General features: G+C 54.5%; 16 protein-coding genes. 3 read left to right on the top strand and 13 right to left on the bottom strand.

The window, feature by feature from the left end; all coding sequences use genetic code 11:
* Positions 1-129: 129 nt before the first annotated feature.
* The 7 genes from radA to BQ7382_RS06425 all read right to left on the bottom strand — a co-directional run bounded on the left by radA (position 130) and on the right by BQ7382_RS06425 (position 9,865).
* Positions 130-1,497 (bottom strand): DNA repair protein RadA, encoded by a 1,368-nt coding sequence (gene radA / locus BQ7382_RS06395; protein ID WP_077391296.1) that lies wholly within the window; start codon positions 1,495-1,497, stop codon positions 130-132.
* Between the two features lie 92 nt (positions 1,498-1,589).
* Complete coding sequence (locus BQ7382_RS06400) at positions 1,590-3,548, bottom strand: elongation factor G (protein ID WP_328587316.1); 1,959 nt, start codon at positions 3,546-3,548, stop codon at positions 1,590-1,592.
* A 105-nt stretch (positions 3,549-3,653) separates the two neighbouring features.
* Positions 3,654-5,048 (bottom strand): asparagine--tRNA ligase, encoded by a 1,395-nt coding sequence (gene asnS, locus BQ7382_RS06405; RefSeq protein ID WP_077391298.1) that lies wholly within the window; start codon positions 5,046-5,048, stop codon positions 3,654-3,656.
* 140 nt (positions 5,049-5,188) lie between these two features.
* The gene (locus tag BQ7382_RS06410) at positions 5,189-5,677 is read right to left on the bottom strand and encodes a methylglyoxal synthase (RefSeq protein ID WP_077391299.1); all 489 of its coding nucleotides are present in this window, start codon (positions 5,675-5,677) and stop codon (positions 5,189-5,191) included.
* A gap of 6 nt (positions 5,678-5,683) precedes the next feature.
* A complete protein-coding gene (locus tag BQ7382_RS06415) occupies positions 5,684-7,030 on the bottom strand; it encodes a replication-associated recombination protein A (RefSeq protein WP_077391300.1) in 1,347 nt (448 codons plus the stop codon).
* Positions 7,030-8,202 carry a SpoIIE family protein phosphatase gene (locus tag BQ7382_RS06420; protein ID WP_077391301.1) on the bottom strand — a complete coding sequence of 391 codons (1,173 nt, stop codon included), beginning with the start codon at positions 8,200-8,202 and terminating at the stop codon, positions 7,030-7,032. Before BQ7382_RS06420 ends, BQ7382_RS06415 begins: the two co-directional genes overlap by 1 nt.
* On the bottom strand, positions 8,195-9,865 hold the full coding sequence (locus tag BQ7382_RS06425; protein WP_077391302.1) for a [Fe-Fe] hydrogenase large subunit C-terminal domain-containing protein: 1,671 nt from the start codon (positions 9,863-9,865) through the stop codon (positions 8,195-8,197). The genes BQ7382_RS06420 and BQ7382_RS06425 overlap by 8 nt, the downstream gene beginning before the upstream one ends.
* A gap of 301 nt (positions 9,866-10,166) precedes the next feature.
* Between BQ7382_RS06425 and BQ7382_RS06430 the strand changes: the two genes are divergently transcribed.
* Positions 10,167-10,958, top strand: a complete 792-nt coding sequence (locus tag BQ7382_RS06430) for an IclR family transcriptional regulator (RefSeq protein WP_159437247.1) — start codon at positions 10,167-10,169, stop codon at positions 10,956-10,958.
* A 78-nt stretch (positions 10,959-11,036) separates the two neighbouring features.
* On the opposite strand, the gene BQ7382_RS06435 is transcribed toward BQ7382_RS06430, so the two are convergent.
* Genes BQ7382_RS06435 through BQ7382_RS06450 form a run of 4 tightly spaced genes read right to left on the bottom strand, consistent with a single transcriptional unit; the run spans position 11,037 to position 13,601 of the window.
* Positions 11,037-11,573: a 2-oxoacid:acceptor oxidoreductase family protein gene (locus BQ7382_RS06435; protein ID WP_077391304.1), complete on the bottom strand. Its 537-nt coding sequence runs from the start codon at positions 11,571-11,573 to the stop codon at positions 11,037-11,039.
* A 13-nt stretch (positions 11,574-11,586) separates the two neighbouring features.
* Positions 11,587-12,312, bottom strand: coding sequence for a thiamine pyrophosphate-dependent enzyme (locus BQ7382_RS06440; RefSeq protein ID WP_077391305.1), 726 nt, complete (start codon positions 12,310-12,312; stop codon positions 11,587-11,589).
* Positions 12,312-13,385, bottom strand: a complete 1,074-nt coding sequence (locus BQ7382_RS06445) for a transketolase C-terminal domain-containing protein (RefSeq protein ID WP_077391306.1) — start codon at positions 13,383-13,385, stop codon at positions 12,312-12,314. Before BQ7382_RS06445 ends, BQ7382_RS06440 begins: the two co-directional genes overlap by 1 nt.
* Before the next feature lie 18 nt (positions 13,386-13,403).
* On the bottom strand, positions 13,404-13,601 hold the full coding sequence (locus tag BQ7382_RS06450; RefSeq protein WP_077391307.1) for a 4Fe-4S dicluster domain-containing protein: 198 nt from the start codon (positions 13,599-13,601) through the stop codon (positions 13,404-13,406).
* Between the two features lie 401 nt (positions 13,602-14,002).
* Between BQ7382_RS06450 and nhaC (BQ7382_RS06455) the strand changes: the two genes are divergently transcribed.
* Positions 14,003-15,460 (top strand): Na+/H+ antiporter NhaC, encoded by a 1,458-nt coding sequence (gene nhaC / locus BQ7382_RS06455; RefSeq protein ID WP_077391308.1) that lies wholly within the window; start codon positions 14,003-14,005, stop codon positions 15,458-15,460.
* 43 nt (positions 15,461-15,503) lie between these two features.
* Positions 15,504-16,670 (top strand): M20 family metallopeptidase, encoded by a 1,167-nt coding sequence (locus BQ7382_RS06460; protein ID WP_077391309.1) that lies wholly within the window; start codon positions 15,504-15,506, stop codon positions 16,668-16,670.
* 89 nt (positions 16,671-16,759) lie between these two features.
* Here the strand turns inward: BQ7382_RS06460 and nhaC (BQ7382_RS06465) are convergent, their stop codons facing one another.
* Together nhaC (BQ7382_RS06465) and BQ7382_RS06470 are read right to left on the bottom strand one after the other, a co-directional pair.
* Positions 16,760-18,196, bottom strand: a complete 1,437-nt coding sequence (nhaC, locus tag BQ7382_RS06465) for a Na+/H+ antiporter NhaC (protein WP_077391310.1) — start codon at positions 18,194-18,196, stop codon at positions 16,760-16,762.
* Positions 18,197-18,236: 40 nt separating this feature from the next.
* Entirely contained in the window at positions 18,237-19,232 is a 996-nt protein-coding gene (locus BQ7382_RS06470) for an amidohydrolase family protein (protein ID WP_159437248.1), read from the bottom strand.
* Between the last annotated feature and the right edge of the window lie 104 nt (positions 19,233-19,336).

Raw genomic sequence — 19,336 nt, forward strand, 5'->3', positions numbered from 1 at the left:
TATTTGCAGGCGCCTTATAAGGTGCTTTTTGTTACTGGTGATTATATCACATGGTGTTTTTTTATAAAACGTGGGTTACTTTACAGGCGCGTGGGGCTTCGGTGAAGAGCACAAGGCGCCTGTGTGGAGCTACTGCTCCCTGAAGATCTTTATTGCGTCTCTGATCCCCGCCGCCCTGTGCACGGCGATGCTGCCCTCTTTTTTCACGGATGTCCTCGACGGTATGATGACCCCGTCAAACCCGAGGCGCTCCGCCTCCGGCAAAATCTTGTCCACGTTTCTCACAGATCTGAGATTTCCCGTGAGGCCTACCTCTCCCACTGCGATAAGCTTTTTCTTCGGGGATATGCCCCTGAAGGAGCTGTATATTGCGAGGGCCGTGGCCAGGTCCGCGGATGGTCCGTCGGGGCGTATGCCGCCCACCACATTCACGTACACGTCGTAGTTCAGGAGAGAGATGCCAGCCTTTTTCTCCAGGACAGCCAGGATCATGTTCAGCCTGTTGCTGTCCACGCCGACCGAGGTCCTCCTGGCGAAACCAACGTTCGCCGGTGACACAAGGGCCTGGATCTCGAAAAACACGGGGCGGGAACCCTCGTAGACGCCGGAGACCACGGAGCCCTCTTCGGAAATGTCCATGTTCTCCACCATGCTGCCGGACAGGTCGCTCACCTCTTCCATACCCTGTGCGCCCATCCTGAAGGCGCCGATCTCCTCCGTGGTGCCGAACCTGTTTTTGAAGGCCCTGAGAAGCCTCAGCTCCCCGTTGCGCTCTCCGGTAAAGCTGAGGACCGCATCCACCATGTGCTCGATGGTCTTCGGGCCGGCGATGTCGCCGGACTTGTTGATGTGGGCCACCATGAACACCGGAACCCCCTCGGACTTGGCGTACTGCATCAGGAGGCTGGAGCAGGCTCTTATCTGGGTGACGCTCCCGGCGATGTTGTCCAGCTCCTGGGTGTACATGGTCTGGATGGAGTCGATCACCAGGAACCGGGGCTTTATTTTCTTGCAGGCCTGGAGCACTCTCTCCATGTTCGTCTCCGAAAAGATATAGAGTTCCTCCGAGATGTCGCCGCACACACGGTCGGCCCTCAGCTTTATCTGCTCTTCGGATTCTTCTCCCGATACGTAGAGCACCCTGCCGTAGGTCCTTGCAACGCTGTCCGAGACCTGGATTATCAATGTGGATTTTCCTATTCCCGGCTCCCCGGATATCAGGATCAGCGAACCGGGGATGACGCCCCCTCCCAGCACCCTGTTCAGCTCTCCTATCCCCGTGTCTATACGGGAATACGTCCTGGTGCCGACTTTGCCAAGGGGGATCGGCTCCGTGGAATCAGAGAGTCCCCTGGGACGGTCTCCCGCCGGTGCCGACGGTGGGGTGTACTCTTCCAGCGTTCCCCAGGCTCTGCAGTTCGGGCACTGCCCCGCCCACGTGGGGCTCTCGAAGCCGCACTCGGAGCAAAGAAACACCTTTTTCACTTTTTTCGCCATAAATATCTCCTGCTTTCCTGATATATCAACGGAAGCCCCGGCATCAGCCGGAGCTTCCTGGTATCTGTCTCGGTAGAGACTTTTTCTTCTGTCTATGCCTCCTGGGCGGCATGCTCTGCGATGACCTTCTCCGCCAGGTTCCCAGGGAGTTCCTCATACTTGCAGAACTCCATCTCGAAGGAGCCTCTCGCCTGGGTCATGGCCCTCAGCTTGATGGCGTAATCGAAGAGCTCTGACTGAGGCGCCTCTGCGCTGAGGACGGTCTTGCCGTTCTCGGCAGGCTCCATTCCCAGGATCCTGCCTCTCCTCTTGTTCATGTCTCCCATCACGTCTCCCGTGTACTTCTCAGGAACGGTGATGGTCAGCTTCATGATAGGCTCGAGGAGACAAGGCTTTGCAGCCTTGATGCCCTTCTTGAAGGCGATGGAAGCGGCGATCTTGAATGACACCTCGTTGGAGTCCACCTCGTGATAGGAACCGTCGTAGAGAACGGCCTTAACGTTCACGACCTTGCAGCCCGCCAGAGGGCCCTTGTCCATACACTCTCTCAGTCCCTTCTCGACGGCAGGAACGTAGTTCTTCGGAACGGATCCGCCGAAGAGCTCCTCGGAGAACTCGAACTCCTCCTTGGACGGGGAGAACCTGATGTGCACGTCTCCGTACTGGCCCGCGCCTCCGGACTGCTTCTTGTGCTTGCCCTGGACGTCCGACGTTCCCTTGATGGTCTCCCTGTAGGCGATCTTCTGAGGAACGATCTTCACGTCGACGCCATAGCGCTCCTTGAGCTTAGCCAGGATGATGTTGATATGCATGTCTCCCTGACCTCCCAGGAGAGACTGGTGGGTCTCACTGTTCCTCTCCAGAACGAAGGACGGATCCTCCTCGTTCAGCTTGTGGAGGGACTGGGCCATCTTCTCTTCGTCGTTCTTGTCCTTAGCCTCGATAGCAACGTAATAAGTAGGCTTAGGGAACTTGATAGGATCCAGCGTCACCGGCTTCGCCTTGAGGCACAGGGTGTCGCCTGTTCCGGTGTGCTGGAGCTTGGCCAGGGCCACGATGTCTCCCGCAGGGACCTCTGTGGCGGCCTCCTGGCTCTTTCCTCTCACGAAGAACATGGATCCCAGCTTCTCTGTCTTCTGTGTCCTCGGGTTGTACATCTCCGCCCCGGACTTTACTGTCCCCGTGATCACCTTCGCATAGGAGATCTTTCCGAGGAAAGGATCCGCGATGGTCTTGAACACGTAGAGCAGTGGGTCCCTCTTCACGTCTGTAGGGATCTCTATCCTGTCTCCCGCGTTGTCTGTTGCCGGGTAAGGAGCGTGATCCTCCGGGTTCGGAACATACTTGGAGATGCACCTCAGCACCTCATCCACACCGTCGCCGCCTTCCAGGGCGGAGCACTTGATGATAGGAACGATGTCGCCGTTGGCGATGCCCTCTCTCAGGCCGGTAGTGAACTCCTCCTCGGTGAACGGCTCATCGTTGAAGAACTTTTCCATTAGCTCCTCGGAGGCGCCTGCGACTGCCTCGTTCAGCGCGTCCTGATCGTCGTCTGTAACGACGGAGTTGCCGAATGTCTCCCTGATCTGAGCAACTACCGCATCCGCGTCGACGCCCGGCTTGTCCATCTTGTTCAGGACCATGAACTTAGGCGTGTGATACTTGCTGCACATCTCCCAGGCCTTTTCCGTTCCGACCTGGACTCCCTCGGCGGCGTCCACCATGATGATGGCGGCTCCTGCCGTGCTGAGAGCCGAGATGACCTCTCCCTCAAAGTCGAAAAATCCTGGAGTATCGAGGAAGTTGTACTTGTACCCTTTGTATTCAACGGGAACCAGTGTGGTGTTGATGGAAAATTTCTTCTCTATTTCCATCTTGTCATAGTCGGATACAGTGTTTCCGTCCTCGACTCTTCCGAGTCTCTTGGTAACGCCGGTAGCCAGCAGTGCAGCTTCAATAAAAGTAGTCTTGCCGCAGCCTCCGTGTCCGAGAAGAACAACGTTTCTTACCTTGTCGCTGGAATATCCCTTCATCTTCGATCCTCCAATCATTTTTGTTTATTTTTGCAGATTTATGCATAACCTGCGTTAAGATTATATCAAACCGACAGCGGTACTACAATTCCCCGGCGGTCAAATATCTATCTTCATGCGCGCCTAGAACTCCGCGTTCTTAGGCGTGCGAGGGAACGGCAGCACGTCTCTGATGTTGCTCATCCCCGTGATGTACATGATGATCCTCTCGAATCCGAGACCGTACCCGGCGTGTTTCACGCCGCCGTACTTCCGGAGATCCATGTACCAGTCGTAACTGGAGCCGCCGATGCCCAGTTCCTCCATCCTTCTTGACAGCACGTCGAAGCGCTCTTCCCTCTGGCTTCCGCCGATGATCTCCCCGACTCCTGGCACAAGCATGTCGCATGCGGCCACGGTCTTCCCGTCGTCGTTGAGCCTCATGTAGAAGGCCTTGATGTCCTTAGGATAATCCGTCACGAAAATAGGCTTCTTGAACACCTCCTCCGTGAGGTATCTCTCGTGCTCGGTCTGCAGGTCGATGCCCCACTCTACAGGGTACTCGAACTTCCTGTCCGCCTTCTTGAGGATGTCCACGGCCTCGGTGTAGGTCACCCTGCGGAATTCCGAGTTCACTATGTGGTTCAGCCTGTCCAGAAGGCCCTTGTCGATGAACTTATTGAAGAACTCCATCTCCTCTGGAGCGTTCTCCAGAACGTAGCTGATGATGTACTTCACCATGTCCTCCGCCAGATCCATGTCGTCCTGAAGGTCGGCGAATGCGATCTCAGGCTCGATCATCCAGAACTCGGAGGCGTGGCGGGCGGTGTTGGAGTTCTCGGCCCTGAATGTAGGCCCGAACGTATAGACGTTCCTGAAGGCCAGTGCAAATGCCTCCGCCTCCAGCTGTCCGGATACGGTCAGGTTCGTCTCCTTGCCGAAGAAGTCCTGGGAATAGTCTATGGAGCCGTCTTCGTTCCTCGGGATGTTGTCCAGGTCGAGGGTGGTCACCTGGAACATCTCTCCTGCTCCCTCTGCGTCGCTTCCCGTGATCAGAGGAGCGTGGACGTATACGAAGTTCCTCTCCTGGAAAAATTTATGTATGGCGTAGGCCACCAGGCTGCGCACCCTAAACACCGCGGAAAAGGTGTTGCTCCTCGGGCGCAGATGTGCGATCTCCCTGAGGAACTCCATGGAGTGGCGCTTGTTCTGGAGCGGGTAGTCGGCGTCCGATCCCGCCTCCACCACTATCTCCAGGGCCTTGATCTCAAAAGGCTGTTTGGCCTCCGGAGTAAGGCGGAACATGCCCCTGACCATGAGGCCGGAGGCCAGATGAGCCTTGGCTATCTCATCGTAGTTCTCGAGATCTTCGGCCTCGTAGACCACCTGCACCGGCTTGAAGAAGGTGCCATCGTTCAGCTCGATGAAGCCGAATTTCTTTGAATTTCGATTGTTCCTGATCCAGCCTCTCACCACGATCTCCTGATCGGCATACTTCTCACTGTTCCGAAACAACTCTCTGATCTCGATATCTTTCATAGATTGATTCCTTCCTACGGGTAAAATTTCTTAATATTGTCTCAACAAGACAAAGTATAACATAGGGGTGTATTCTTTTCCACACAAAAAGAGGCCCCAAGCCGTACAGCGCAAGGGCTGAAAGCCGGCGGCCCCTTCTCCTATCTTCTGGCGTTTATCTCCGCCTGGATGTCTTTTTCACGCCTGCTGTTCAGCTCCGTGTAGTCCTCCTCGGTGCCGGAGTACTCGCTGTCGAAGAACTTGCTGGTGATCATGAAATCAGCAGTGGCCCTGTTGGAAGCGTAGGGAATGTTGTAGACGTTGGCGATGCGGAGCAGCGCCTTGATGTCGGGATCGTGGGGCTGTGCCTCCAGGGGATCGCTGAAAAAGATCACCATGTCGATCTGGCCTTCCGCTATCCTGGCGCCCACCTCCTGGTCTCCACCAAGAGGGCCGCTCTTAAGAGCCTCCACAGGGAGTCCCGTGTTTGCCGAGATCAGCTTTGCCGTCGTCCCCGTTCCGCACAGAAAGTGCCTTCCCAGTATCTCCTTGTTGCTCTTGCACCAGTCCACCATGGTGTCCTTCTTGTGGTCGTGGGCTATGAGAGCTATCCTCTTCTGTGCTTTCATAGTCTTCTGGTTTTCTTTCATTTCTCGTCACCTCTTCTTTCTCTGCTCTTCCTTCCATTTTTTTATCTGCTCCAGACGCTGTCCGTATCTTACCTCAAGCCCCTGGTCCGAAGGGTGGTAATAGGTCTTTCCCTTCAGGGAGTCCGGCAGACACTCCATGTCCGTAATGTGTCCTTCATAATCGTGGGCGTACTTGTATCCCTCTCCGTAGCCCTGGTCCTTCATGAGGCGTGTCGGAGCGTTCCGGATGTTCATCGGCACCGGCTCCGCCAGCTGCTTCATGGCGTCCTTCTTCGCATCCAGGTAGGCGGTCTCCATGGCGTTGGACTTCGGCGCCAGAGCCATGTACACCACCGCCTGGGTGAGGTTGACGCTGCACTCCGGCATCCCGATGTAGTGGCAGGCCTGGTACGCCGCGACGGCGAGCTCCAAGGCTCTCGGGTCAGCCATGCCCACGTCTTCCGAGGAAAATCTTATTATTCTCCTGGCGATGTACAGCGGCTCCTCTCCCGCCTCCAGCATCCTGGCGAGCCAGTATACCGCCGCGTCGGGGTCTGAGTTTCTCATGCTCTTGTGGAGGGCCGAGATCAGGTTGTAGTGTTCCTCTCCGTTCTTGTCATACAGCAAAGACTTCCTGGAAAGGCACTGCTCCATCACCTGTTCCGTCACGTGTATGGTGCCATTGCTGTCTATGTCGCCGTTCAGGACGACTATCTCCAGGGTGGAAAGGGCGTTTCTTGCATCCCCGTTGGAAAAGGCGGCGATCGCCGCGATCTTGTCATCGCTTATGTCCACGTCGCTCCTGCCGAATCCCCTGGGGTCGGTGACCGCACGCCTCAGCAGAGTCTCGATATCCTTTTTTTCAAGCTGCTTCAGCACGAACACCCGGCATCTGGACAGGAGAGCGCCGTTCACCTCGAAGGACGGATTCTCGGTCGTGGCGCCGATGAGGATGATGCTTCCCTTTTCCACGAAGGGCAGAAAAGCGTCCTGCTGTGCCTTGTTGAACCTGTGGATCTCATCCACGAAGAGGATCGTCCTCTGGCCGAACCGCCTGTTTTTCTCTGCGTCCTCCATCACCTGGCGTATCTCTTTGATGCCGCTGGTGACCGCAGAAAAATCGATGAAACGCGCTTTCGTTTCGTGGGCGATTATCCGGGCGAGGGTGGTCTTGCCGACTCCAGGAGGGCCCCAGAAGATCATGGAGGTCACCTGGTCCTGCTGGATCACCCTGGTGAGCACCTTCCCCGGCCCAAGCAGGTGATCCTGCCCCACGAACTCGTCCAGGCTCACCGGCCGCATCCTGGCGGCAAGCGGCTGGAGCCTGTCGTCTCCCGTATTGATCTGTTCGTCGGTGAATGACATCTGTTCCATCAGAACAAGCTCACTTTCACGTTTTTACCCATGGCCTCCAGACAGCTGGTGAGCTCGCCGATCAGGTTCACCTTCACGTTGAAGCTGATGCTGGTGTTGCTGCCGTGGTGAGCCGGGTTGATGGCCTTGCCCACCATGAAGTTTATGTCCGTGGCCTCTTCAAAAAGGATCCTGCTTATCTCCGCCGCCGCGTCGTGCTGGAATCCCCACTGCATGTATCCTTCATCTCTGTCGAGATATTCCTTTGCGTATTTGAGGACTTTGTCCATGGTCACGATGCCCTCTGTGACCAGGTCCACGCCCTCGATCTCAGACGTGGGCGGCACATCCCGGCTCACGATCTTTGACGTGTATGTTATCGGCTTCCCCAGGTAGTCCGCCGCGATCTTGGCGGTGGTGCCTCCGCAGATGATCTTTTTTCCCTTCTTGGAAAAGAAGATGGACATCATGCGGTCGCAGTCGTCGGGGTCCGCAGGCGGCCCGAAGAGGAGATTCACCTGCTGCCTCTTTATCACCTTTACTATGCACGCCGTGGCGTCGTCCAGCGGCTTGCCGTCATACAGCTTGTTGCACTCCTCGATCAGGATCGCGGCCAGAGTCTTGGCGGTGTATCCCACGTGGGAGATGGTGGCCATGAAATCAGCTATGTCGGAGACCTTCCAGTTCATATTGTAGGTCCGTTCGGCGTTGGCGTGTGGGCACCCGTCGCTCATGGCCACGAAAATATCCCCCTCCTGAAGAGGTATCGCGGACCTGAGGACCTTGTTGCCGTCTATCACGGTCTCGATGGTCTCGTACTCATAGATCTTGTTGTCCCTGATCATGATGACTTCAGGGTTCTCGAACTGGATGACCTCTGCGGTCTCGTTCTCGATTATGTGGATGATGGTGAATGTTGAGTAAGCCACACCGTGGTCCTTGTTGAGCGGAAGTGTGGCTATGATGGTCCTCACGCACTCCTCGAGGCCCAGCCCCTCCGCCATCATGGTGGATATGATCTTTGACGTGAGCGTGGACAGGATGCTTGCCTTCACTCCGCTCCCAAGCCCGTCGGCAAGGACCACCACCTTTGAGTTCGGCCCCTGCTCCACCACGTCCACGTGATCGCCGCAGAGCTGCTCGTCCACGTGGTTTATGCTTCTGTATCCGATGTCAACGCTGAGATCATTCATCTGATATCGACTCCTTAAGTTTGGTCAGGGCTATCTTCGTCTCCGCAGCCGTCTCTCCGAGCAGGGAGGCGATCTCCTGGACGATCCTCATCTGCTTGTCCACCACCTTGTCCGCGATGTCCGTGGTCTGGAGGCGGATCTCTTCTTTTCTCGCCCTCTCCCTGGCCTCGTCGCTCACGTCTCTCAGGAGGCAGAAGAGCATGCCGTATTTTTTATCATATAAGACGGTCTCCTCCACGTACCTGTCGTACTCCGCGAGATACAGGCACAGGAAAATCTGCCGCCCGCCCTCCATGGCGTCGATGAAAGGCTTCGGCTCGAGCAGAGTCACCACCTGCTCACCCTTTACGTCCGAAGGCATCCTCACGTTCAGGATCTTGCATGCTGCAGGGTTTATCTGCTGTATCTCCATCCTCTCGTTCACGACTATGATGCCGTTAGGAGTGCTGTCGAACATGATATTGGACATGTCCTCGGCCTTGTTTCTCATGTACGGCAGGCACATGCCGATCTCGGCCTTGCCCTGTATGACGGCGATGGCCTTGTCCCTGCAGGTCTCGTATCCGCAGGTGCCGCAGTTCAGCTCGTCCGCCGGTGTGTACTTGCCCATGCGCCTCAGGGTGGCCTGGATCTCCCTTTCCGGCGGCTTGATGCTGTCCATCTTTATCACCTCGAAGCCCTTCCTGATCTGGTTCAGATCGGGCTGCTCCACCGGAAAGTCCTCCATCCCGGCATACTGGGCTATGGCCATGTACTCCGCCACAGGATGGGAGTTGTACTTCTCCATTACAGGGCCGTTCATGCAGCTCCCTGCGCATGCGGACATCTCTATGAAAAGCTTCCCGTCCCCGCCTTTTCTTATGTCCTCCAGGGCAGCCATGCAGTTCTCCACGCCGTCCACCACCAGGTATTTCACATCCGGGTTCCTCTTCTCCATCGACTTGAGGATCCCTCCTGATGTAGGAAAGATCCTGGTCTTTGAGTCGTTTCTGAATTTCATGGACCGGGTGAGCTCTATCCCCTCGTCCTCCAGCCACCGGCTCAGGTCCTCGAAGGTGAGGGTCCCGTCTACTATGTCGTCATACTGAAGGGCCTCGTCCTTCTTGGCCACGCACGGCCCTATGAACACCACCTTTGCATCAGGGTGTCTCCTCTTGATGTCGAGAGCATGGGCCTGCATAGGACTGGCAATGTCTATGAGCCTGTTCAGAAGGTCCGGATAGTGCTTCTGGATCAACAGGTTCACGGCGTGGCAGCAGGAGGAGATCATGCACTCCTCGTCTCCCGCATCCACCATCTTGTCGTATTCTCTCTTTACTATCGTGGCTCCGATGGCGGTCTCCTCCGCTCCGGCGAACCCCAGCTTTCTCACCGCCTCATCTATGGACTCGATGCCCACGTTGTAGTTGGCTACAAATGACGGGGCCATGCTCACGTAAACGGGAGCGTCGTCCTGGAGCATCACCTTTATGGCTTCCCTGTCGTCCACGATCTCCTTGGCGTTCTGAGGACAGACAACAAAACACGTGCCGCAGAGGATGCACTCCTCGTCGATGATGTGGGCCTGACCGCCCGAGAACCGTATGGCCTTCACAGGGCAGTGGCGTATGCATTTATAGCAGTTCTGACAATTCGACTTCTTCAGTCTCAAGACCTGGGACATGGCTTCCCTCCCGAAAAAACCTCTCTGAGTTTCACGCCGGCGGTCTGCCGACGGTACAATACTAACTATATCATCAGCGGCCCTTCTTGTCATTTATTTCACCGCCGGGTCCGCCGCTGAACGACCGTCCCGTGAGGCAGAAAAAGATTTGATTTTCCGCCGTTTGTGTTGAAACTAATACATCTTGAACGGCGATTTTTTTTGTTTTAACATGTATGCAATACATGAAGCTAAAAGAATATCGTCCTGCTCAGGCAAGGCATATACCCGCGCCCCCGGGACAGGCGAGAGGAAAAGAAAAATGGCAGAAAAAAGCACCGACAAGTCTTCAGTCATCATCAACTCTGTGAGCCGTACGCTGGACATCCTGGAATATCTCTACACGGCCGGACAGGGGGTGGCGGTATCCCAGATCAGCAAAGATCTGGATCTCTACAAGAGCACCGTGTTCCGGTCGCTGGCCACGCTCCAGAGCAGGGGATACGTGATACAGGATCCGAAGAGCGAGCTCTACATGCTGGGGCCTAAGATCTTCGCATTTTCCCCGTCCCGCTACGGATCCAGCGGGCTTCCCGAGCTGATCCACCCTTATCTCGACAAGCTGAACGCCAGATTCTGGGATGCGGTGAATCTGGGACAGCTTTCCAGAAGCAGCGACGGTATGTACCACATCATGATCGTGGGAGAGTGCGCAAGCCGCTTGTCCCTGGGTGCGAAGATCGAGGTCGGCTCCATGAGCGAGTGCTACTGCGCTTCACTGGGAAAGTGCCTGCTGGCCTTTTCCGACAATATAGATCTTTCAGTGTACGAAAACGCGAAGATGGAAAAGTTCACCGAAAACACCATCACCACGGTGGACGGTCTCCGCAGAGAGCTCGAGAAAGTGAGGGAGCAGGGATACGCCATAGACAACGAGGAAAGGGAAAAAGGCCTGTACTGTATAGGCGTCCCGATCCTCAGAGACGGCGCGGCGGTCGCTGCCTTCAGTCTCTCCGGTCCGGTGACCAGGACGAGGGACGACCACCGGGAGGAAAAGATAGAATACATGAAAGAGCTGAGCAAGCAGATCACGAAGGATCTGTTCATAAACTAGATGAGAAAGAGCTGCCCCTGACGGAGCAGCCCTTTTTTTACCTTTTATCTGCCATTTACCAGTGCCGTCTTGGGCGGATCAAAGGCCGTATCCTGCCTCTACGCACTTGCAGTTTCCTTCGTTGAACCTGCCCTTTCCCTGCTTTTCGAAGTAGGAGCACATGGAATCCTCGAACTCCTTCCGAGAGAAGAGCTCAGAATCCTTTATCACGCTTCCCAGCATGCAGAGGTTCGCATTCCTCTCGCTCTTCAGCTCGATGGCGAGGTCGGTCGCAGGAACTTTCACCACCTTGATGTCGTCCCTGTATTTCCTGTCAGGGTCGACCATGGAGCTGTTAACGTACAGAGTCCCGCCAGGTGCCATGGATCCCTCGTAGATGTCAACCGCAGACGTGCTCATTGCGATGAGGATGTCCGGATGGTCGGCATACGGCGTCGCGATCTTCTTGTCGCTGATGATGACGTTGCAATTGGCGTTTCCACCCCTCATCTCATTGCCGTACGAAGGGAACCAGGTCACCGAAAGTTCCTTGTCATAGGCCGCATACATGAGGAGCTTTCCTGCCGTGAGAACTCCCTGGCCTCCAAGGCCTGCGCAAATTACTCTCCTTATCATCGCTGCCTCCCTCCTACTTGTCTATGAGCTCGCCCAGCTGATACTGGGTCGAAACGACCTGGTCAATATACTCCATGGACTTCACAGGAGTCATGCCCCAGTTCGTAGGGCACGGAACGAGGACCTCCACCAGTGAGAAGCCCTTGCCGTCTCTTTGTTTCTCCAGCGCCTTGCGCACGAACTTCTTGGTCTTCGCTATGTTGCCCGGGTTCGTAACGGAGGTGCGCGCCAGGTATGCAATATCCAGTCCCTGCATCACCTTGAAGACGTCGAAGTTCTCACCGTATTCCTCATAGGTCCTGCCGGCCTTGGAGGAAGCCGTTTTCTGCCCCATCATGGTGGTAGGGGCCAGCTGTCCGCCGGTCATTCCGTATACCGTGTTGTTCATCACGAAAAAGGTGACGTTCTCATTTCTCGTGGCTGCGGCCATGGTCTCTCCGAGGCCGATGGCGTAGGCTCCTCCGTCTCCGCAGATGGTGAGCGCGTACTTGTCGGGACGGACGTGCTTCTGAGCGGTGAGTGCGGCTCCCATCTTCCCGTGAGGCGGTACTATGGCATCCACTCTCATGCAGAACTGGAACTGGTGATTACATCCTATGTCGGAGCAGATGATGGTGTCCTGTACTATCCCCATCTCTGTCAGGACCTCTCCCAGGATCCTGTCGAAGATCCCGTGTCCGCATCCGGCACAGAACCTGTTTTCCGCATACATCAAATCAGGTGCTTTTCTAGCTGGCATCAGTATACCTCCTCTTCCCGGATCTTTCCGTCGTAAACGTCCTTCGCATACTGCACGACCTGATCCACCTTGGCGATCCTCTGGTTCGTGGTGAGGGCGAAGGTCGGGAACTTTCCTTTTACTGTGATGATCACGTCGTCCCTCATCTGGCCCATCATGTTTACCTCGACCGTGATCACGCCCCTGCAGGTGTCAGGGATCTCCTTGAAGGCCTTGCGAGGATATGGCCACAGCGTTATAGGCCTGATGAGTCCTAGTTTGAATCCCTCTTCGCGGGCCTGATGGACGGCGCTCTCTGCTACTCTGGAGGATATGCCATAGGCCACCAGAACTATGTCGGCGTCCTCGACGCAGAAGCTCTCCCACCTCTGTTCTGTTTCGCTTATCTCTCTCATCTTCTTCAGGTATCCCGCGTTCCATTCGTCGATGTCCTGGAAGTAGGTGATGTCTGTGATGACCTTGTTCTTCTCTCCGTCCTTGCAGCCTTTGACAGCCCAAGGCTGATCCATGTCGTAGTCCACCATAGGAGGGAGCACGCACGGCTCCATCATCTGGCCGATCGTGCCGTCGGAGAGGATGAGCACAGGGTGCATCCACTTTTCCGCAAGGGCGAACGATTCATAGGCCATGTCCACGTTCTCCTGGACGCTGTTAGGCGCCAGGGTGATAAGGTGGTAGTCTCCGTTTCCGCCGCCTTTTACTGCCTGCCAGTAGTTGTCCTGTCCGGCGGAGATGAACCCGTCGCCGATGCCGAAACGCTGCACACAGGCCACTACCGCCGGCACTCCTGCGGACACCCAGTAAGCAATGCCCTCCTGATACAGGGAAAATCCAGGGCCGGATGTAGACGTGAGAGCTCTTGCTCCTAGAGAGCGTGCAGCGAATGTCATGTTAACGCTGGCTATCTCAGACTCTCCCTGAATGAAAACTCCACCTACTTCCTTCTGCCTCCAGGACATCCACTCCAGGATCTCCGACTGAGGCGTGATGGGATATCCGGCATAGAAGCGACATCCGCCTCTCACTGCTCCCTCTGCCAGGGCCTCGTTGCCCTTCATTATTCTCTTCTCCATGTTACTTCTCCTTATTGACTACAGGATCTCGAATACAAGGTCCGGACACATAGCATAGCAGCATCCGCAGCCGATACATTTCTCCTGATCCACCTTGACAGTGATAACACCCTTGCCGTTCGTCTCGCCGGACAGAGAAAGAGCACCGGGCTTGCAGTTGGCTATGCAGAGATAACATCCCTTGCAGCGCTGAGTATCCAGTCTGATCTTTTCCATAGGATATCGTCCTTTCTCAACAACCTGCATGGACCGATGATCCATGCGCTTTACTGTAGTACTGATAGAAACACGGCGGATCCAGATCTCCTCTCTTCGTATGGTTAAGGTTACGCTAATCTGTTCCGCATAATAGAACGTTGTTCTGTTTTAACGGGATTATACCATTGCACATATATCCCGTCAACCACGAGAGGTGCCCCGGACCCCCTTGATGTTTATTTAACAAGCTGTCACGGTTTACAACATGAAGGAAATATGCTAAGTTCTATTTTAGAACAGCGTTCTAATTTTGTGTTTCTACATCTTATCGTTCTATTTCTACTAGCAGGACCTCCTGACGCGGAAGCCCGTCTTTTTCCGCAGTCAAAAATACTTTTTCCAAAGAGGAGGCAAACACCATGAGTAAGAACAAACAGCCAGCACCTGCCGCTCCTAAGGAGCCCGGCCTTCTCATCTCGCTGGTGCCGATTTTTTCAGTATTCATCCTGCTGCTCCTGGCGCTTATAAAGTACGACGTGGATATCCAGATCCCGCTTATAATCGCCTCGGTGATATCCGGGCTGATATCGGCGCTCGTGCTCAAGAATCCGTGGAAGGATATCGAAAAGGGCATCATAGATTCCATCACCAACGCAATGCAGGCGATCCTGATCGCCTGTATCATCGGCCTGATCATAGGTTCCTGGATATCCGGCGGGATAGTGCCGAGCATCATCTACTACGGCCTGAAGATACTATCCCCGAGATTCTTTCTCGTTACGTGCCTGATAGTATGTTCCGTGATCAGCATATCCACGGGCAGCTCCTGGACCACCGCCGGCACACTGGGCGTGGCCATGGTCGGCATAGGGATCAGCATGGGCATCCCCGCTCCTGTCACCGCCGGATGCGTGGTCTCCGGGGCGTACTTCGGAGACAAGATGTCGCCTTTTTCCGACACTACTAACCTGGCCCCTGCCGTGTCCGGGACCACCATCTTCGCCCACATCAGGCACATGATGTACACCACCGGCGTGAGCTACGCCCTCGCCTGCGTGGCCTTCATGATCCTGAACCTCAGGTACACCGCGGGTAACGAAAACAGCGGCACCATCGCCAGGGTCTCCCGCGACCTTGCGGACAATTTCGTGGTGTCGCCGCTACTGCTCCTGCCGCTGCTCATACTTTTCCTGATGATCTATTTCAAGACCCCGGCCATCCCGGGACTCATCTTCAGCGTGGCTCTCGGCATCTTCTGTGCCGTGTGCGTTCAGCACCAGGGGATCACGGAGATCGGGACGGCGCTCAGCTACGGGTACACGAGCAAAACGGGGAATCAGGTCCTGGACGATCTCCTCACAAAGGGCGGCCTCCAGAACATGATGTGGACGGTATCCCTCATCCTGTGCTCCCTCACCTTCGGAGGGATCATGCACCAGTCGGGCATGCTCCACACGATAGGCGAGAACATCCTGAAGCTGGCGAAGGGCAACAGAGGCCTGATCGTGGCAACGGGCTTCACCGCCATAGTGATCAACTTCATATGCGGCGAACAGTACCTTTCCATTCTTCTTACGGGTAAAATGTACAAGGAAGAATACGAGAAGCGTGACCTGGCTCCTCAGAACCTCTCCAGAGCTCTTGAGGACTTCGGGACCATCACCTCGCCTCTCATCCCGTGGACCACGTGTGCCGTTGCCATGAGCACGTACCTGGGAGTTCCAACGGTGCAGTACCTGCCGTACGCGTTTTTCAACCTGCTGAACCCGCTGGTGGCGATCGCGTTCGCGGTGCTTGGGATCACCATCAGGAAGAGGTCGGAGGTGCCGCCGGAGGACATCGTCTCTGCGGGGTCTGACGTGCCGGATGTTTTTTAGTAAAAGAAAAATCGCATAGCATGACACAAGGAGGATCGGACATATGAGCATCAGCGAAAAGGATACCGTCAGAAGGCGGCTCATGGAGATGGCCGACGAGAGAAGGGATCAGGCCTTCTCCATTGCGGACTACATTTTCCAGCATCCGGAGACTTCGATGAAAGAATACGAGTCCTCCGCCTACCTGGCGGGGGTCCTCAGGGACGAGGGGTTCGATGTGGAGTACCCATACTGCGGAATAGATACGGCATTCAAGGCGACTAAGAAAAACGGCGATGGCCCGCGCATCTGCTTCCTGGCGGAGTACGACGCCCTGCCAGGCTCCGGCCACGCCTGCGGCCACCAATGGATAGGCACCGTCTCGGCCATGTCGGGCATCGTACTGGCAGATGCCCTGAAGGACTTTCCCGGAGAGGTCACGGTCTTCGGGACTCCCGGAGAAGAGACCGGAGAGGGAAAACCTGTCATGGTGGAAGCCGGTGCCTTCGACGGGTACAACGCCGCCCTGGAGATCCATGGAAACTACGCAACGACGCTGGCACCTGTTGTAGTCGGCATAGGCGGCATCGACATAGAGTTTTTCGGAAAGGCCGCCCACGCCGGCGAGCACCCGTGGTACGGGAAAAACGCCCTCGACGCGGTCATCCAGCTCTTCAACAGCATCAACGCCCTGCGCCAGCAGACGATGGACGGAACGAGGATACACGGGATCATAACCAACGGTGGCGACGAGGTCAACACCGTTCCCGCCTACACTTCCGCAAGGATCGAGTACAGATCGCAGGATCAGGAGTACCTGGAGGGTCTCCTGAAAAGGATAGTCGCCTGCGCCGAGGGAGCGGCCCTGGCCACGGGATGCACCATGAAGTGGGCGCATTTCGAGCCTACCTGTGAGGCTCTCATAACAAACCCGGTTCTCATGGAGCTCTGCAGGGACCACCTGCCGGAGTTCCCGGAGCTCACGGAGAGCGGCATCGATTTCGCCGGAGGAGCCTCGGACACAGGCAACGTGAGCCAGGTCATCCCGACCTTCCACCCTATGATCAAGATGGCTCAGCACGGAGAGGGCTGCCACACGGAGGCCTTCAGGGATGCTCTCCTCCAGCCTTACGCAAAGGAAAGAGCCATCGACTCCATAAAGCTCCTGACCGAGATAGGCCTTGACCTCCTCGAGGATCCGGAGCTGGCGTACAGCCTGAAGGTCAGATAAGCAGACACTTAAGTGCGGCGGCAGGAGATGATGTGTATACGAAAAAGGTCCTCCCTTGCGGGAGGATCATTTTTATGCGAAGTCTCGGACTATTCCGTCTGTAAAGCCTTCTTCTCAATGAATGGTGTGCCGTCCGAATGCCACATTGCCCAGCCCGTAAACGCTGATATCAATGTGAATACCGGTACTATGTAGCAGAAGAATTCATAAGGAATGAATGATGCATTGCCTGTGCCGAGGACCCCGACAGCATATACAGTTGCAACAGACCACGGGATCAGCGCCGAACCGTTTATTGTCGTATCTCCCATGCACCTGGTAAGGACTTTACGATGAATGTTCATCTCATCATACGTTTCTGCAAAAGTAGGGCCTGACATTACAGCGCCGAGCATCTGGTTACCCGATACTGCCAGAATGAGATAATTATATATCATCGTAATGACAACAAGAGACCTGGCACTTTTTACCCTCTTCATAAGCACATTGTCCATGAATACTTTAAGTGCCCCTGTCGCCTGAAGCGCACCTCCCATCATGCAGGCGAGCATGATCATTCCTACAGTTCCCATCATAGAGCTCATTCCGCCCCTGTTAAGGATCCCATCTACAAGTTCCACACCGGTGTCAGAAGCATATCCATTCTGTGCTACCACCATCACCTCGCTTAAGCTGCATCCCTGCATGAGGATAGCATAAAACACACTGAAAATAGAGCAGGCCGTAAGTCCCAGAACAGCCGGTATCCTGGCGACCGCAATGACTATCATCAGAATCGCAGGAACAAGTGCCAGAAGGCTGATATTGAAGTTTGCATCCAGAGTATTCAGCATCAAGTGAACATTTTTATCCGCTGTTTCATTGCCTGTGTATCTCATTCCCATGACCCAGTACAGTATCAATGAGATCAATGCTGCCGGAACGGTGGTATGCATCATTGATCCTATATGATCATAGAGATCTACACCTGCTACACCTGAACAAAGATTTGTGCTGTCTGACATAGGGGACATTTTATCTCCAACGTGGGCACCTGCCACAACAGCACCCGCTACAAGCGGCATCGGGACCCCAACTCCAATTGCAACGCCAGTAACTGCGATCCCCATGGTTGCGATCGAGCCGAAGCTCGTTCCTGTAAAGATCGACATGACTGCACATAACAGAAATGCCATCGGTACTACCAGATTGGGAGAGATCAGTTTCAGGCCATAATACATCAATGATGGAACCGTCCCTCCGATTATCCAGGATCCTACCATAATTCCTACATCGATAAGAATTATGCAGACGACCAGAGTTCCACTCATAAAATCCAGAATCGGCTTCTGAACTTCATCCCACTGTTTCCTCAGGATCAGGCAGGCGATCATGGCTTCAAATGCACCTGCAAAGAGCGACATGTTTGTGCCGTATCCTAGCCGGATCCCTCCAATGATAGTTGCAAAAATAACTGCAAGTATGAGTATCGAACCAGAAATCGTCAGCTTTCGCTCTGGTTTCTTATCTTTATCTTTCATTCCCATATCAGTTCTCCAGTGTCATACCATAATCAGAACAACGATTTTACTTAAGATCAATGTGGAAAAGCTCTGCCGCATTTGTTCTTCCCATTTTCTCCTTATCGATATCGCTGAACGGGATATTATCAAACCAGTCAGATGCCTGCTTCATAGTCTCATAAGGATAATCTGTAGAGAACATGATCCTGTCTGTGCTCATCTCCATCATTGCGCACATCAATGCAGGAGTGCTGCAGTTTCCGGAAGTTGTGATTGAAATATTCCTCTGGAAATACTGGTTGATAGGCAGCTCAGCAAGGCAGTCTCTCTTATGGGTGTTACACCTGTTCGTTATCCTCCATAGGAACATCGGAAGGAGTTCTCCCATGTGACCGATCACGATCTGAAGATTTGTATATTTATCGAAAATACCGCTCGATACAAGTCTCAGTATCTGTGTTCCAAGGTTTGCATGCCATCCCCATGCAGCTGTTTCCATCCAGAAGTGGTTGTCTCCGAACATGATGTCTTTCACAGCCTGTGGAACTGGCCTTGGATGAATGTAAATTGGCGTACCGAGCTCAGCTGCCTTGGCCCAGAATGGTTCGTATTGAGGCTCATCAAGAAAAACAGGTTTTGTCGGATCATCCACATTGCAGTAAGCATTGATAAGTGCGCCCTTAAAATCATACTCTTTTACGCAGCGCTCCAGCTCCCTCGCTGCAGCTTCCGGTGACTGTGTCGGAAGTGCTGCGAAAGCTTCAAACCTGTCTCTGCGGGGAGCGATCTGGTTTGCGGTGTACTCATTGATCGCCTTCGCTGCTTCAATGGCATCTTCTGTGTTGCAGATCGCCTGAATAGTAGGGGATGAAAGCGAAAGGATGGATTTTTCTATACCTGCCTCATCCATCTTTTCGAGTCTTTCGCCTCCGGTAATATCACAGATCGTATTCTTTGCTTTTTCCCATACATCAGCTCCTTCGCGGATAAAGAATCTCTTCACATCCTGAAGATATTCTTCGGTAGCAAAATGTTCTTCCAGTGCGATTTTGTTTTTCATGAGATCCTCCTTTTTCACATTCGTTCCCGATATGATCATTAGCGCTTCAAACTCGTTATTTGATTGCACATCCTTTTTTGTTCTATCTGGATTTTATTAAAAGC

It is taken from the genome of Mobilibacterium timonense (genome assembly GCF_900155555.1).
Classification (GTDB): domain Bacteria; phylum Bacillota; class Clostridia; order Peptostreptococcales; family Anaerovoracaceae; genus Allobaileyella; species Allobaileyella timonense.

What these genes read in the sequence shown, in the direction of transcription:
- radA (WP_077391296.1), bottom strand. Translation starts at nt 1,497, where the DNA reads ATGGCGAAAAAAGTGAAAAAGGTGTTTCTTTGCTCCGAGTGCGGCTTC.
- BQ7382_RS06400 (WP_328587316.1), bottom strand. Translation starts at nt 3,548, where the DNA reads ATGATTGGAGGATCGAAGATGAAGGGATATTCCAGCGACAAGGTAAGA.
- asnS (WP_077391298.1), bottom strand. Translation starts at nt 5,048, where the DNA reads ATGAAAGATATCGAGATCAGAGAGTTGTTTCGGAACAGTGAGAAGTAT.
- BQ7382_RS06410 (WP_077391299.1), bottom strand. Translation starts at nt 5,677, where the DNA reads ATGAAAGAAAACCAGAAGACTATGAAAGCACAGAAGAGGATAGCTCTC.
- BQ7382_RS06415 (WP_077391300.1), bottom strand. Translation starts at nt 7,030, where the DNA reads ATGGAACAGATGTCATTCACCGACGAACAGATCAATACGGGAGACGAC.
- BQ7382_RS06420 (WP_077391301.1), bottom strand. Translation starts at nt 8,202, where the DNA reads ATGAATGATCTCAGCGTTGACATCGGATACAGAAGCATAAACCACGTG.
- BQ7382_RS06425 (WP_077391302.1), bottom strand. Translation starts at nt 9,865, where the DNA reads ATGTCCCAGGTCTTGAGACTGAAGAAGTCGAATTGTCAGAACTGCTAT.
- BQ7382_RS06430 (WP_159437247.1), top strand. Translation starts at nt 10,167, where the DNA reads ATGGCAGAAAAAAGCACCGACAAGTCTTCAGTCATCATCAACTCTGTG.
- BQ7382_RS06435 (WP_077391304.1), bottom strand. Translation starts at nt 11,573, where the DNA reads ATGATAAGGAGAGTAATTTGCGCAGGCCTTGGAGGCCAGGGAGTTCTC.
- BQ7382_RS06440 (WP_077391305.1), bottom strand. Translation starts at nt 12,312, where the DNA reads ATGCCAGCTAGAAAAGCACCTGATTTGATGTATGCGGAAAACAGGTTC.
- BQ7382_RS06445 (WP_077391306.1), bottom strand. Translation starts at nt 13,385, where the DNA reads ATGGAGAAGAGAATAATGAAGGGCAACGAGGCCCTGGCAGAGGGAGCA.
- BQ7382_RS06450 (WP_077391307.1), bottom strand. Translation starts at nt 13,601, where the DNA reads ATGGAAAAGATCAGACTGGATACTCAGCGCTGCAAGGGATGTTATCTC.
- nhaC (WP_077391308.1), top strand. Translation starts at nt 14,003, where the DNA reads ATGAGTAAGAACAAACAGCCAGCACCTGCCGCTCCTAAGGAGCCCGGC.
- BQ7382_RS06460 (WP_077391309.1), top strand. Translation starts at nt 15,504, where the DNA reads ATGAGCATCAGCGAAAAGGATACCGTCAGAAGGCGGCTCATGGAGATG.
- nhaC (WP_077391310.1), bottom strand. Translation starts at nt 18,196, where the DNA reads ATGGGAATGAAAGATAAAGATAAGAAACCAGAGCGAAAGCTGACGATT.
- BQ7382_RS06470 (WP_159437248.1), bottom strand. Translation starts at nt 19,232, where the DNA reads ATGAAAAACAAAATCGCACTGGAAGAACATTTTGCTACCGAAGAATAT.